Raw genomic sequence first — 13140 nt, 5'->3', positions numbered from 1 at the left:
CGACGGTCGAGGTGCGCGCCGGGTCGCCCGGCGTGAACACGGCGCGGCAACGGGCGAGTTCGGCGGTCTCGGCAAGGCTGGGTGCGGGATGCGTGTGCTCGGAGATGGCGGCTTCCTCGTATTCCTCAAGTTTGACTACTCGCCCTGGAAGACGCGAGGGTACACGGCGGTCAACCCGGACGGGCGCCCGCAGGGAGTGTTTCAGGTCATTTGACCCCTAAGGGTGGGGCTGCCCCTACCGTGCGGGTGCGCTGGCCCCCGCCCGGTCCGGGTGATGGCGCCATGGCCGACCAAGGTCCGCTGTTCGTAGGTTTTTCCAGGTCGGGCCGGGTTCGCGGTCCGCAGCCGCCACCCTCTTCCACAGACCGGAGTACCGCCATGGCCTTGGCCGTTGTCCCCCTGCCGGAGAACGCCGCGGAAGCCGGCGCACGGCAGCTCCCGCCCGAAGAAGGCAGTGAGTTCACGCCGTTGCTGCGCGACGTCAAGGGGCAGGGCCTGCTCGACCGGCGCACCGGCTGGTACGTGCGCACCATCGCGGTCAACACCCTCGCCCTGGCCGCGGTCGTCACCGGCATGGCGCTCATAGGTGCTTCCTGGTGGGTCCTCGCCCTGGCACCCGTCCTGGCGGTCCTGGGCGCCCGCACGGCGTTCATCGGCCATGACGCGGGGCACGCCCAGATCACCGGCAACCGGTCCGTGAGCCGCGTCATCGGCCTGATCCACGGCAACCTAATGCTCGGCATGAGCTACGGATGGTGGAACCACAAGCACAACAAACACCATGCCAACCCGAACCACATCGAGAAGGACCCCGACGTCGCCGCCGACGTCCTCGTCTTCACCAGCGAACAGGCCGCCACGCGCGTGGGCTTCCGCGGCTGGCTCACCCGCCACCAGGCGTGGCTGTTCTTCCCGCTCACCCTGCTCGAAGGGCTCGCCCTGAAGGTCTCCGGCTTCCAGGACCTGCGGCGGCAGAGCGGACGGGAGCGCCTCGTCGAGGGCACCCTTCTCGTCGCCCATGTCGTCGCCTACGTGACACTGCTGCTGACCACCATGCCGCTCGGCCACGCCCTCGCCTTCACCGCACTGCACCAGGCCCTGTTCGGACTGCATCTCGGGATGGCCTTCGCGCCCAACCACAAGGGCATGGAGATGCCCGACCCGGACGGCGACAAGTGGGGCCATCTGCGGCGCCAGGTCCTCACCTCGCGCAACATCAAGGGCGGCGCGCTCACCGACTGGTTCCTCGGCGGCCTCAACTACCAGATCGAGCACCACCTGTTCCCGAGCATGCCGCGGCCCCATCTGCGCCTCGCCCAGCCCATGGTGAAGGCGCACTGCGCACGCCTCGGCATCCCCTTCACGGAGACCGGTCTGGTCGACTCCTATCGCCAGGCGCTGCGTCACATGTATGAAGTGGGAGAGCCGCTGCGCGCCGACATCTGACCCGCGACCCGGTGGCGTCTCAGGGGTGCGGGATCAGGGTCGTATCAGGGTCGGGCGCCGGAACTGCCGACGGCGTGGACCCGTTTCTCAAGGCAGAGGCGAACTCGCCCCACTCGTCCGAGGGCGGGCCGCTCCGAAGGAGGCCACACACATGTCGAGGAACGCGAAGGTCGCCGCGGGAGGCGTGGCGGCCGGGATCATCCTGCTGATCTGGCTGCCGTGGTGGGCGGCCCTGCTCATCGTGCTGGGCGTGCCCACCGCGGCGTACCTGACGCTCGACCCCTCGCAGCGGCGCAGGCTCCGCCGCGTCACACGCAAGGAGATAGGCCGCTAGGACGTCCGTAGCGAGCACGTGTTGACGACGTCACCGCTCGTGGGCCGTCCGACGGTGCGGTCCGCGGGCGGCTCCGTCCCGTCCTGGGACCAGCGGGTGAGGGCGTCGAAGGCGTCCCGGTAGCACGGCAGGATCGGTCGCAGCCGGTCCGGATAGGTGGCGTAGAGGCCGTCGGTGTGCGTGCCGCCCTGGATCGTGTACGTGCGGTGCAGCCGGCCGCGGCCCCGTGCGTCGACCATGCGCCGGTACACGTCGGCGTCCGTCGCGATCGGCAGCAGGGTGTCCAGATCGCCTTGCAGAGTGATCAGCGGCTTGCCGATCCGCCCGGTCAGGGCCACGCGCGCGACGGCCCGGTGCACCGACCGGGAGCGCGCCGCGTAGTCGTACGAGGCGTCGGAGGCGCACGGGGCGAGGATCTCCTCCGTCGTGGACCCGGCGGACGTCCCGGGGCAGTTCAGGTCGTACGCCGGGTCGAACTCCGCGCGGTACACCTTCTGCGTGAGCCCCCAGTACGCCTTCTGGTGGTAGGGCCACAGGAACTCCGAGCCGCGGGCGAAACCGGCCGCGTACATGTCGTCCGCGTCGGCGGCTCCCCGGCCCAGCGCCACGGCCGTCGGCAGGGACGTCAACAGGTTGGGCCCGTCCGCCGTCCACAGGACGCCCTCCCAGTCGACGCCTCCGTCGTAGAGCTCCGGATGGTTCTCGAGCTGCCAGCGCGTCAGGTAGCCCGCGTTGGAGATGCCGGTCATGTACGTGCGTCGCGGCGCGGAACCGTAGCGCTGGGCCACGACCTTCCTCGCGGCCCGGGTGAGCTGTGTGGTGCGGGCGTTCCACTCGGCGACGGCGTCGCCGGGGCGGGTGCCGTCCCGGTAGAAGTCCGGCCCCGTGTTGCCCTTGTCGGTCGCCGCGTACGCGTACCCCTGCGCGAGGACACGGTCGGAGATCGCCGTGTCGGTCGCGTACTGCTTGCGGTTGCCCGGGGCGGCGGTGACCACCAGGCCGCCGTTCCAGCGGTCGGGCATCCGGATCACGAACTGGGCGTCGTGGTTCCACCCGTGCGTCGTGTTCGTCCGGGAGTCGTCCCCGAAGTACCCGTCGATCTGCAGACCGGGCACACCGGACGGATTCCGCGTCCCTGGCGCGGTCAGCCCGGCCTGGTCGGCCATGTCGGTGTACGGGGTGCCTGCGAGCCCGGCGGTCGTCAGGTCGTCCAGACAGGCCCGCTGCTGCAGATGCGCGCCCGGCACGCGCGCGTGGGCCGCACGGGCGCAGTGGCCCTCGTGCGCGGGAGCGCCGCTCGCGGCCTGCGGCCCGGAAGCGGCCAGGGCCAACAATGCTGCGGCCAACAAGGGAACGGTTTCGGGCGTGCGCATGAGAAGGCCTCCTCGAAGTGGCGGGAAGAGGCCTCATCGTCGGGGCGGAGCCGGCATGCATCCATGGGTGGGGAGCACATGCAAGGCACGCTCCCTATGTGGTGCGGCGGGTTCAGGCGGGCCGGACGGCCATCTTGTCGAGCGCCTCCAGCAGGCCGGGCAGTTCCGGGCCGCGGCCGACCGGCAGCACCTCGCCGGGCTCCTCGTCGAGCAGGATGAAGGCGATGTCGTCGGTACGCGCCACCATGGACCAGCCGGGACCGTCGGCGCGCAGCGTACGGGCGCCGCCCGCCGCGAACGCCGACCGCACGCGACCCAGCGGCGGGGGAGTGTCCACGTAGGCGCGCGCCTCGGTCAGGACGCGCTGGACGCCCTTGTGCGAACTGCCCGATGCGGAGGGCCGCGTCTCCTCGTCCCCGTGCGTCTCTCCGTCTCCCGGCGTCTCTCCGTCCCGGTGCGTCTTCTCGTCCTCCTGGGGCTCCTCGGCTCCGGAGCTCGGGGCGAACTGGTCGTCGTCGAGCTGGGAGCGCCAGGAAGCCCACTGGAGGGCTATCTCGTCCGCTCCGAGCCGCCGCTGCGCCGGACCCCACGTCTGTGTGTCCGGAGGGCTGAGAGGCGGCACGTCGGCGTTCTCCGGATCGGGTGCGGGGTCGTGCGGCGCGGGAACGTTCGGGGCGGCCACCGCCAGCGCGAGCGGCCAGCCGGGCAACGCGGCGACCATGCTCCTCTCGTCCGGGGAGAGGTCGTACTCCATGCCGCAGTCCCAGGAGGCGATGGCCACGGCCACGAGGGACACGTCGTCGACGACGACCGTCCAGCGCGCGCCGTCGCCGTCCTGGCCGAGGACCAGCCCGTAGCCGTCGGCCAGCGGCGGGAGTCCCAGGGCGGCACACGCCTCGGGATAGTCGTCGCCCAGCACGCTGGGGAACGTCGCCGGAGTGAGCAACAGCGCCGTCAGTACGTACAGCGCGTCGTCCTCGGTGACGACGGCGTCGTCCGTGCCGGCCATGCCTGCCTCCCCTAAGCTTCGGTCCGTCGGCGTGACCTTAGTCAGTCGCGGTCGGCGCCGTACAGGGGCGGTGACCAGGAAAGCCGTCCGACAGGCCGTCGTCGGCGAGTCTGTCGGGGACATGTCGACATCGCGTGTGCGCCTCGTGCGGTTCTCGTGCCCGACCCTGGGTGGCGATGCCGGCGCGTGCCCTTGTGCCGGGGCGCGTCAGGCCGCGGGCAGTCCGAGAAGGTTCCGCGCCACCACGCGCGGCGACTCGTCCCGCTCGCGCGCGAGGGCGATGAGCGCCCGGCACGCCAGCTCGTTGACGCCGAAGACCAGCGCGCTCGGCTCGACCCAGCCCTCGGCCTCGTCGATCCGCTCCTGGTCGTCCTCGGCGCAGGCCGCCACATAGGCGGCCGCCGCCTCGAACAGGTTGTGCGGCCGGTCATGGCCCTCGGTCGGCCGACGCGCCCTGCGCGCGGACCGTTGCTCGTCGCGCAGCCGCTCCTCGCGACGAGCGACCTTCCTGCGCCAGGCGGTCCAGGACTTGCGGGCCCTGTCGAGCATGTGCGTCACCGTCCCCGGCCGAAGCCCCGAAGGGGCGCCGTCCCGCCGACTCCCGGTCCCGTCGCGGAGTCGGCTCCATGGCGTCTTCATGGTGCCTTCATGGTGACAGAAGAGGGTCGGTACGGAGCCGGTCAGCGCCGCGCCGGATGGAGGCTCTCGAGTGTGTCGCGCAAGCAGGCGAGTGCGGCGCGGCTCGTCGCGCGCGATGGGACGGGTGCATGCGCCGTGGTGACGGCGGGAGTCCGGGGACCGGCGGGGTCAGTCCGTGCGCACTGCCAGCGCCAGGAAGCGGGCGTCCTCGTCGACGTACGAGGTCATGCGCCAGCCGGAACCGGCGAGCAGCGGGCGCAGGTTGGGCTCCGCCCGCAGGTCCTGCGGGGTGATCTCCCGGCCCTGTCGCGCGGCCAGGGCTCGACGCCCGATCGGATGGAACAGCGCGAGCAGTCCACCGGGCCGCACCACGCGCGCCAACTCGCGCAAATTCCGCGCCGGTTGCGGCAGGTGGGAGATGAGACCCGCCCCGAACACCGCGTCCAGCGTCGCCGTTCCCAGCGGCAGCCGTGTCACGTCCGTGCGGAGCAGTTGTCCCTCGCTGTCCCGTCCGGCCCGTGCGGCGGCCTCCAGCATGGCCTACGTCAGGTCGGCGCCGAGCACCGTACCCGAGGGCCCCACGGCAGCCCGCAGCGGCGGCAGGGCGCGGCCGGTGCCACATCCCGCGTCGAGCACCCTGTCGCCCGGGCGGAGCCCGAGGGCGGCCACGGCGGCGGCGTAGGCGGGACCGTCGTCAGGGAAGCGGGTGTCCCAGCTAGCGGCCCGGGCCGAGAAGAACTCCTGCACGCGCGCGTGGTCATCGGTCATGGTCCCCATGATGGCGCGGTCCTCCGACGGGCGACGTCCCGCCATGCGGCGTAGGCGCTGCCCTCCGCGTTCGCCACTGCCGCGATACGGGCCTCTGTGGCAATTCGGATGTGATTCGAATGGGGTTCGAAGATGGTTCGAAGGCGGCGTGAAGACGGTCGTCGCTGGAGCATCTCCGTCATATCGCAGCAGCTTTCGAAACGCGCTCCCTCGTGCGCCCCCGTCATGACTAGCTTGCCGGGTCGCGACCTTCATCTTCCAGAACTGCGCCGCTACGCGCGCGTGCCCGAGCGGAAGCAGCGCCCATGGATGCCCGTTTCACCCCTGCCACCCCCTCACCCGCCTTCCCGTCGGCCCTCCCACCCTCCTTTCCACCCGCTTTTCCACCCGCCTTTCCACCCGAGAACGAGTTGCCGCGTCGCGTACGTCAGGCGAGCCTCGCGCCTCAACTGCGGGAGCACCCCGACCCGCGCACGGCGCCCACGCACGTCCAGGACCGGGCCGAGCGCACCCCTGAACAGGCACGGGCCCGCATGACGTCCTTCCGGGACGGCTGGGCCAGAGGCGGCGGACGCCCGCCCGGCGGCGACATCAGCGAAGGAGACCCGAGATGATCAAAGATTCGGCCGCCCCTGCGGCGCCCCGCCGCTCCACCGCGCTCGACGGCCTCCTCGACGCCCTGGCGCGCCGCGTACCCGCACTGCGCCACGCCCTCGTCCTGTCCGGCGACGGCCTGCCCGTCGGCGCGTCCGCCGGGCTCGGACGCGCCGACGGTGAGCATCTGGCCGCCGTCGCCTCCGGGTTCAACCACCTCGCCAAGGGGACAGGGCGGCGCTTCGGCACCGGAGGCGCACGGCTGACCATGGTGGAGATGGACGGCGGCTTCCTCTTCGTGGCCGCCACGGGCGGCGGTTCCTGCCTCGCCGTCCTGAGCGACGTGAGCGCCGACATCGGCCTCGTCGCCTACGAGATGGCGCGCCTGGTCGACACGGTCGGCGAGCACCTCCGTACGGAGACCGGGCGCGCCGCCCGGCACCCGTCGGCCGCGAGCTGACTGAGGCAGGGCCCCGGGGGAGACGCGTGCCCGCGGGCGCGGGTCAGTCGGCGACGTCGCCCATGGCGACGACCTTCTCCACCCGCACCCGGACGACCAGTTCGCCCGGCACCGCGTTGCGCCGGCCGAACTCCTCGGCGCGGTCCTCGCCCATGTACCGGCCGCCGATCCGGGCCGCGGAGTCGAGGAGTTCGGCCGGGTCCTCGCTGAGTTCGACGCGGCCCTGGACCGTCACGAACGAGAACGGCGGCCGCTCGTCGTCGACGCACAGGGCCACGCGCGCGTCGCGCGCCAGGTTGCGGCCTTTGACCGTGTCCTTTCCGGTGTTGAACACGATGTCGTCGCCGTCCAGGACGAACCAGACGGGTGCGACGTGCGGGCTGCCGTCGGCTCGCACGGTGCACAGCTTCGCGGTGCGCGTGCCCTCGGAGACGAAGGCATGCCATTCCTCATCGGTCATCTTGTGTGCCATGAGGTCATCTTGCTTGCCCGGACGCCGACCGTGGGGAAGGCTGGCGAAAGAGATCCTCCGGGCAGGGGAGCGGTCCCCTCCGGGGCATGGGGAGCCAGAGGAAGCGGGGAGACGGGATCATGGGGCAGAACGCGGGACTCGGTTGGCTGCTGGACGACCTGACGCAGCGCGTCGAACATGTGCGGCACGCCTTGGTCCTGTCCAACGACGGCCTCGTGACCGGAGCCAGTACGGACCTGCGGCGCGAGGACGCCGAGCATCTCGCCGCCGTCTCCTCCGGACTGCACAGCCTCGCGAAGGGGTCGGGCCGCCACTTCAACGCCGGCAGGGTGCGCCAGACGATGATCGAGTTCGACGACGCGGTGCTCTTCGTCACCGCCGCCGGGGATGGTAGCTGTCTGTGCGTGCTCAGCTCCGCCGAGGCCGACATCGGCCAGGTCGCGTACGAGATGACGCTGCTCGTGAACCGGGTCGGGGAGCATCTGGCCGTCGACGCCCGCCACCCCGACCGGGCCCCGGTGATAGACCTCTGAGCTGCGGCTATGACGTGGCGCGGAGCGGGCGCAGCGGAGTTATCCACAGGCCCCGACGGATTTCTTCGGAACGGGCTACGGTTCTCCCGAGCGGTCACGGAGCGTGACCGAGGTCGTCGACCGACGGGGGAGAACCACCATGCAGGGCTCCATCATGACCAGGCCCCAGGGCAGCGCCGCCCGTGAACTGGGGCTGAAACGCAGCGAGTTCGATCTCGCCGTACGCCTCGGCCGTATCCGTACGGTCGCGGCGACGGACGGGGGCCGTCGCCGGGTCCCGCGGGCGGAGATCGAGCGGATCCGCGACAGCGAGGGGTTCCCCGAGGCGCTGCTGGCCCAGGTGAAAGTGGTGGGTACGGCAGAGGGCGCGCGCCTCATGGAGATCCCGCCGACCCGCTTCACCCGGCTCGCCCGGGCGGGCCTGCTCGTCCCGGCCAAGTTCTACCTGAACCGCTATCGCACGGTGGTGTGGCTGTATCTCGCGGAGGAGTTGCGCGAGTTCGCGGCTTCGGAGCTGCACGCGCCGCTGCTGACCGGCCGCGCACCGGACAAACTGCGCGCCCGCCTCTCGGCCGGTGAGGATCTGCGGCCGAGGAGGTGGCGGGCGCGGCACGCGGGATACCTCCTGGGGCAGAGCAGTGATCCCTGGGACCGGGCCGCCGCGATGGCGACGCTCCTGGACGCGGCCCAGCTCACCGAACTCGTCGAGAGCCCCTACGAGCGTGCCTACCTGCGCCACCTGCGGCCCGAGGAGTCCTGGTACGGAGCGCCCGAGTCGGCGACGGCGCAGGTGGTCGAGCGCATCATGATCGCCGACAACCCCGACGAGATCAGCTGGCTGCGGGCGAACCTGCTCCTGAGCATGGCGGAGGCGCGCCGTCTGCGGCCGGCCCCGCGCCCCACGACGCCCGAAGCGATGCCCGAGTCCGAGCCAGGGGCAGAGACCGCTCCCGCCGCTCCACAGACGCGCGCTCCACAGACTCCGGACGGCAAACCGACTCACGGACTGTGGGGGCGGCTCCTCGGCAGACGAGGTTGACCCACGAGGACTGAGCCGGTCGAGCGGCGCTCTGGACGGCGCGGGTCACCCCTGGAGCTTGCGGAACAGACCTTCCTGGACCACGGAGACCAGCAGACGCCCCTCGATGTCGTAGATGCGGCCACGGGCCAGACCCCGGCCGCCCACGGCGATCGGCGACTCCTGGTCGTAGAGGAACCACTCGTCGGCCCGGAAGGGACGGTGGAACCACATGGCGTGGTCGAGCGAGGCCATGTCGAAGCCGCGCGGGCCCCACAGCGGTTCGATCGGCAGCCGCACCGCGTCGAGCAGCGTCATGTCGCTCGCGTACGTGAGCGCGCAGGTGTGCACGAGCGGATCGTCGCCCAGCGGGCTGACGGCACGCATCCACACGGCGCTGCGCGGCTCCGCGGCCTCGATCTCCTCGGGCGACCAGCGCAGCCGGTCGACGTAGCGGATGTCGAAGGGCTGGCGGCGCGCCATGCGCTCCAGCGCCTCCGGCAGAGCGCCGAGGTGGCCCTTGATCTCCTCGGCGATGGTCGGCAGCGACTCGGGGTCCGGCACGTGCCGGGCCGGCGGCAACTGATGCTCGAAGGCACCTTCCTCGGGCTTGTGAAAGGAGGCGGTGAGATTGAAGATCGTGCGACCCTGCTGCACGGCGGTGACCCGGCGCGTGGTGAAGGAGCGGCCGTCCCGGACCCGCTCGACCTGGTACACGATGGGCACGCCCGGGCGGCCCGGGCGCAGGAAGTACGCGTGCAGCGAGTGCACCGGACGGTCGCCGTCCGTGGTGCGTCCGGCCGCGACCAGGGCCTGGCCCGCGACCTGCCCGCCGAAGACCCGCTGCAGGGACTCCTCGGGGCTGCGTCCGCGGAAGATGTTGACCTCGATCTGCTCCAGGTCGAGCAGGTCGACAAGCCGTTCCGCAGGGTTCGTCATGCGTGGTTCTCTCTCGTGTGCGCGACCGGACGGTTCCGGCGCGTGGGCGCGGGCGGACCTTGGCGTCCGCCCGGCCGTGGATCTACAACTGGCCGACGTCCGTGACCCGGACGACGGCGCGGCCCTCGGCGTCGGAGGCCGCGAGGTCGACTTCGGCGCTGATGCCCCAGTCATGGTCGCCCTCGGGGTCGGCGAACGTCTGCCGGACCTTCCACAGGCCGTGCCCCGGATCCTCCTCGATCATGAGCAGCTTGGGGCCGCGGGCGTCCGGACCGGTGCCGAGGTCCTCGTACTCGTCCCAGTACTTGTCCATGGCCTCGCCCCAGGCGTCGGCGTCCCAGCCCGACTCGGCGTCCATCTCGCCGAGCTCCTGGACGTCGTCGAGCGCGGCGAGCTCCACGCGCCGGAACATGGCGTTGCGGACGAGCACGCGGAACGCGCGGGAGTTGGCCGTGACCGGCTTGACCTGGTCGGCCTTCTCCTGCGCCTCCTCGGCGGTCATCACCTCGGGGTTGGCGAGCTGCTCCCACTCGTCCAGGAGGCTGGAGTCGACCTGGCGCACCATCTCGCCCAGCCAGGCGATCAGGTCCTCCAGGTCCTCCGACTTCAGGTCGTCGGGCACGGTGTGGTCGAGCGTCTTGTACGCGCTCGCCAGGTACCGCAGGACGATGCCCTCGGTGCGCGCGAGCTCGTAGAAGGAGACGAACTCCGTGAAGGTCATCGCCCGCTCGTACATGTCGCGGATGACGGACTTCGGCGACAGCGGGTGGTCGCCGACCCACGGGTGGCTCGTGCGGTACGTGTTGTACGCGTGGTGGAGCAGCTCCTCCAGGGGCTTCGGGTACGAGACGTCCTGGAGGCGCTCCATGCGCTCCTCGTACTCGACCCCGTCCGCCTTCATCGCGGCGACGGCCTCGCCACGCGCCTTGTTCTGCTGGGCGTGCAGGATCTGCCGCGGATCGTCGAGCGTGGACTCCACGACCGAGACCATGTCGAGCGCGTACGACGGCGACTCCTTGTCGAGCAGGTCGAAGGAGGCGAGGGCGAACGTCGACAGCGGCTGGTTCAGCGCGAAGTCCTGCTGCAGGTCGACGGTGAGCCGCACGATGCGGCCCGTCGGGTCCGGCTTGTCCAGCTTCTCGACGATGCCGCCGTCGAGCAGCGAGCGGTAGATCGCGATGGCACGGCGGATGTGGCGCAGCTGCGCCTTGCGCGGCTCGTGGTTGTCCTCGAGCAGCTTGCGCATCGCCTCGAACGCGTTGCCGGGCCGGGCGATGACCGACAGGAGCATGGTGTGCGTGACACGGAAGCGCGAGGTCAGCGGCTCGGGGTCGGAACCGATCAGCTTCTCGAAGGTGCTTTCCGTCCAGCCGACGAAACCCTCCGGCGCCTTCTTGCGGACCACCTTGCGGCGCTTCTTCGGGTCGTCGCCGGCCTTCGCGAGGGCCTTCTCGTTCTCGATGACGTGCTCGGGCGCCTGCGCCACCACGAAACCGGCCGTGTCGAACCCGGCCCGTCCGGCGCGGCCCGCGATCTGGTGGAACTCGCGGGCGCGCAGCGTGCGGACGCGGTTGCCGTCGTACTTGGTCAGGGCGGTGAACAACACTGTGCGGATGGGGACGTTGACGCCCACGCCGAGGGTGTCGGTGCCGCAGATGACCTTGAGGAGACCGGCCTGGGCCAGCTTCTCGACGAGGCGACGGTACTTGGGCAGCATGCCGGCGTGGTGCACACCGATGCCGTGCCGTACGTAACGGGAGAGGTTGCGGCCGAACTTGGTGGTGAAGCGGAAGTTGCCGATCAGCTCGGCGATCTTGTCCTTCTCCTCGCGCGTGCACATGTTGATGCTCATCAGCGCCTGCGCCCGCTCGACGGCCTGCGCCTGCGTGAAGTGCACGATGTAGACCGGCGCCTGCCGCGTGTCGAGCAGCTCGGTCAGCGTCTCGGTGAGAGGGGTCAGCCGGTACTCGTAGGAGAGGGGGACCGGGCGGGTCGCCGAGCGCACCACGGAGGTAGGACGGCCGGTGCGGCGCGTGAGGTCCTTCTCGAACATCGAGACGTCGCCGAGCGTCGCCGACATCAGGATGAACTGCGCCTGCGGCAGTTCGAGGAGCGGGATCTGCCAGGCCCAGCCGCGGTCGCCCTCCGCGTAGAAGTGGAACTCGTCCATGACGACCTGGCCGACGTCGGCCTGCGCGCCGTCCCGCAGTGCGATCGAGGCGAGGACCTCGGCGGTGCAGCAGATGACGGGCGCGTCCGCGTTCACGGACGCGTCGCCGGTCAGCATGCCGACGTTCTCCGTGCCGAACAGCTTGCACAGCTCAAAGAACTTCTCGGAGACCAGCGCCTTGATGGGCGCCGTGTAGAAGGTGACCTCGTCACGCGCGAGGGCGGCGAAGTGCGCGCCCGCCGCGATCATGCTCTTGCCGGACCCGGTGGGCGTGGAGACGATCACGTTCGCCCCCGATACCGCCTCGATCAGCGCCTCCTCCTGGTGGGGATAGAGGGTGAGACCACGCTCCTCGGCCCACGACTCGAAGGCGTCGTAGAGGGCGTCCGGGTCGGCGGTCTGCGGAAGCTGATCGATAAGGGTCACGTCACCATCTTGCCTGGCTTCTGTCCCGATCAGGGAATCGGATGCCCGTACGAAGATCACGAACGCTACGCTGAGTGGCCGACGCGGCGTCAGCATGCGCACGGCCCGATGGGGGCGATCGGGCGTCGACAGAAGAAGAATGGGGCGGAACACCACCATGATGGGACCGGCACACTCGCTGTCAGGAGCGGCGGCCTGGCTGGGGGTGGGCGCGGCCGCGGCCGCCGCCGGGCACCCGATGCCCTGGCCGGTCGTCCTGGTCGGAGCGCTGATCTGCGCGGGTGCCGCCCTCGCCCCCGATCTCGACCACAAGTCGGCGACCATCTCCCGCGCCTTCGGACCGGTCTCCCGGGCCGTCTGCGGCATCGTCGACAAACTGTCGTACGCCGTCTACAAGGCCACCCGCAAACAAGGCGACCCGCGCCGTTCCGGCGGCCACCGCACCCTCACGCACACCTGGCTGTGGGCGGTCCTCATAGGGGCGGGCACCTCAGCCGCCGCGATCTACGGTGGACGCTGGACCGTCCTCGGGATCCTGTTCGTCCACATGGTGCTCGCCATCGAGGGCCTGCTCTGGCGCGCCGCGCGCGGCTCCAGCAGCGATGTCCTGGTGTGGCTGCTCGCCGCTACCAGCGCCTGGATCCTGGCCGGTGTCCTGGACCAGCCGAACAACGGGGCGGGCTGGCTCTTCGAGGAGCCGGGCCAGGAGTACCTGTGGCTGGGCCTGCCGATCGTGCTCGGCGCGCTGATCCACGACATCGGGGACGCGCTCACCGTCTCGGGCTGCCCGATCCTGTGGCCCATCCCGATCGGCCGCAAGCGCTGGTACCCGATCGGGCCGCCCAAGGCGATGCGGTTCCGGGCGGGCAGCTGGGTCGAGCTGAAGGTGCTGATGCCCGCCTTCATGGTGCTCGGCGGCGTGGGGTGCGCGGCCGCGCTCAACTTCATCTGAGCCCGGC

The 13140-nt window shown here is 71.0% G+C and carries 13 protein-coding genes and 1 pseudogene; 7 read left to right on the top strand and 7 right to left on the bottom strand.

Annotated elements, in window-relative coordinates; all coding sequences use genetic code 11:
- From N5I75_RS30685 to N5I75_RS30675, 3 genes are all read left to right on the top strand, one after another.
- Positions 1 to 214: hypothetical protein (locus tag N5I75_RS30685; protein WP_476682805.1), on the top strand; the 214-nt coding region annotated here is incomplete at its 5' end.
- Positions 215 to 378: 164 nt separating this feature from the next.
- A complete protein-coding gene (locus N5I75_RS30680; protein ID WP_476682803.1) occupies positions 379 to 1446 on the top strand; it encodes a fatty acid desaturase family protein in 1068 nt (355 codons plus the stop codon).
- A 151-nt stretch (positions 1447 to 1597) separates the two neighbouring features.
- Positions 1598 to 1780, top strand: a complete 183-nt coding sequence (locus tag N5I75_RS30675) for a hypothetical protein (protein WP_476682801.1) — start codon at positions 1598 to 1600, stop codon at positions 1778 to 1780.
- Here the strand turns inward: N5I75_RS30675 and N5I75_RS30670 are convergent.
- The 4 genes and pseudogenes from N5I75_RS30670 to N5I75_RS30655 all read right to left on the bottom strand — a co-directional run bounded on the left by N5I75_RS30670 (position 1777) and on the right by N5I75_RS30655 (position 5569).
- Positions 1777 to 3153 carry a tannase/feruloyl esterase family alpha/beta hydrolase gene (locus N5I75_RS30670; RefSeq protein WP_476682799.1) on the bottom strand — a complete coding sequence of 459 codons (1377 nt, stop codon included), beginning with the start codon at positions 3151 to 3153 and terminating at the stop codon, positions 1777 to 1779. The genes N5I75_RS30675 and N5I75_RS30670 overlap by 4 nt on opposite strands.
- Before the next feature lie 112 nt (positions 3154 to 3265).
- Complete coding sequence (locus tag N5I75_RS30665) at positions 3266 to 4162, bottom strand: hypothetical protein (RefSeq protein WP_476682797.1); 897 nt, start codon at positions 4160 to 4162, stop codon at positions 3266 to 3268.
- Positions 4163 to 4369: 207 nt separating this feature from the next.
- Positions 4370 to 4711, bottom strand: coding sequence for a hypothetical protein (locus tag N5I75_RS30660; protein WP_476682795.1), 342 nt, complete (start codon positions 4709 to 4711; stop codon positions 4370 to 4372).
- Positions 4712 to 4969: 258 nt separating this feature from the next.
- Positions 4970 to 5569: pseudogene (locus N5I75_RS30655) on the bottom strand (class I SAM-dependent methyltransferase).
- A 610-nt stretch (positions 5570 to 6179) separates the two neighbouring features.
- Between N5I75_RS30655 and N5I75_RS30650 the strand changes: the two are divergent.
- Positions 6180 to 6623, top strand: a complete 444-nt coding sequence (locus N5I75_RS30650; protein WP_476682793.1) for a roadblock/LC7 domain-containing protein — start codon at positions 6180 to 6182, stop codon at positions 6621 to 6623.
- A gap of 43 nt (positions 6624 to 6666) precedes the next feature.
- On the opposite strand, the gene N5I75_RS30645 is transcribed toward N5I75_RS30650, so the two are convergent.
- Entirely contained in the window at positions 6667 to 7095 is a 429-nt protein-coding gene (locus tag N5I75_RS30645) for a PPOX class F420-dependent oxidoreductase (protein WP_476682791.1), read from the bottom strand.
- A 119-nt stretch (positions 7096 to 7214) separates the two neighbouring features.
- On the opposite strand from N5I75_RS30645, the gene N5I75_RS30640 reads away from it, so the two are divergent.
- Together N5I75_RS30640 and N5I75_RS30635 are read left to right on the top strand one after the other, a co-directional pair.
- On the top strand, positions 7215 to 7628 hold the full coding sequence (locus N5I75_RS30640; RefSeq protein WP_476682789.1) for a roadblock/LC7 domain-containing protein: 414 nt from the start codon (positions 7215 to 7217) through the stop codon (positions 7626 to 7628).
- 139 nt (positions 7629 to 7767) lie between these two features.
- Positions 7768 to 8667, top strand: coding sequence for a DUF6397 family protein (locus N5I75_RS30635; RefSeq protein ID WP_476682787.1), 900 nt, complete (start codon positions 7768 to 7770; stop codon positions 8665 to 8667).
- Between the two features lie 45 nt (positions 8668 to 8712).
- Here N5I75_RS30635 and N5I75_RS30630 read toward each other — a convergent pair whose 3' ends face one another.
- Entirely contained in the window at positions 8713 to 9585 is an 873-nt protein-coding gene (locus N5I75_RS30630) for an acyl-CoA thioesterase (protein WP_476682785.1), read from the bottom strand.
- An 82-nt stretch (positions 9586 to 9667) separates the two neighbouring features.
- The gene (locus N5I75_RS30625; RefSeq protein WP_476682783.1) at positions 9668 to 12241 is read right to left on the bottom strand and encodes a DEAD/DEAH box helicase; all 2574 of its coding nucleotides are present in this window, start codon (positions 12239 to 12241) and stop codon (positions 9668 to 9670) included.
- A gap of 97 nt (positions 12242 to 12338) precedes the next feature.
- On the opposite strand from N5I75_RS30625, the gene N5I75_RS30620 reads away from it, so the two are divergent.
- Complete coding sequence (locus N5I75_RS30620; RefSeq protein ID WP_476682781.1) at positions 12339 to 13133, top strand: metal-dependent hydrolase; 795 nt, start codon at positions 12339 to 12341, stop codon at positions 13131 to 13133.
- The last annotated feature ends 7 nt before the right edge of the window (positions 13134 to 13140 follow it).

Source organism: Streptomyces sp. R818, assembly GCF_056172735.1.
Note: the sequence above shows the minus strand (reverse complement) of the source record. Positions and strands in the feature narration are given on the sequence as shown.

What these genes read in the sequence shown, in the direction of transcription:
- N5I75_RS30665 (WP_476682797.1), bottom strand. Translation starts at nt 4,162, where the DNA reads ATGGCCGGCACGGACGACGCCGTCGTCACCGAGGACGACGCGCTGTAC.
- N5I75_RS30675 (WP_476682801.1), top strand. Translation starts at nt 1,598, where the DNA reads ATGTCGAGGAACGCGAAGGTCGCCGCGGGAGGCGTGGCGGCCGGGATC.
- N5I75_RS30640 (WP_476682789.1), top strand. Translation starts at nt 7,215, where the DNA reads ATGGGGCAGAACGCGGGACTCGGTTGGCTGCTGGACGACCTGACGCAG.
- N5I75_RS30620 (WP_476682781.1), top strand. Translation starts at nt 12,339, where the DNA reads ATGATGGGACCGGCACACTCGCTGTCAGGAGCGGCGGCCTGGCTGGGG.
- N5I75_RS30645 (WP_476682791.1), bottom strand. Translation starts at nt 7,095, where the DNA reads ATGGCACACAAGATGACCGATGAGGAATGGCATGCCTTCGTCTCCGAG.
- N5I75_RS30635 (WP_476682787.1), top strand. Translation starts at nt 7,768, where the DNA reads ATGCAGGGCTCCATCATGACCAGGCCCCAGGGCAGCGCCGCCCGTGAA.
- N5I75_RS30630 (WP_476682785.1), bottom strand. Translation starts at nt 9,585, where the DNA reads ATGACGAACCCTGCGGAACGGCTTGTCGACCTGCTCGACCTGGAGCAG.
- N5I75_RS30650 (WP_476682793.1), top strand. Translation starts at nt 6,180, where the DNA reads ATGATCAAAGATTCGGCCGCCCCTGCGGCGCCCCGCCGCTCCACCGCG.
- N5I75_RS30660 (WP_476682795.1), bottom strand. Translation starts at nt 4,711, where the DNA reads ATGCTCGACAGGGCCCGCAAGTCCTGGACCGCCTGGCGCAGGAAGGTC.
- N5I75_RS30680 (WP_476682803.1), top strand. Translation starts at nt 379, where the DNA reads ATGGCCTTGGCCGTTGTCCCCCTGCCGGAGAACGCCGCGGAAGCCGGC.
- N5I75_RS30670 (WP_476682799.1), bottom strand. Translation starts at nt 3,153, where the DNA reads ATGCGCACGCCCGAAACCGTTCCCTTGTTGGCCGCAGCATTGTTGGCC.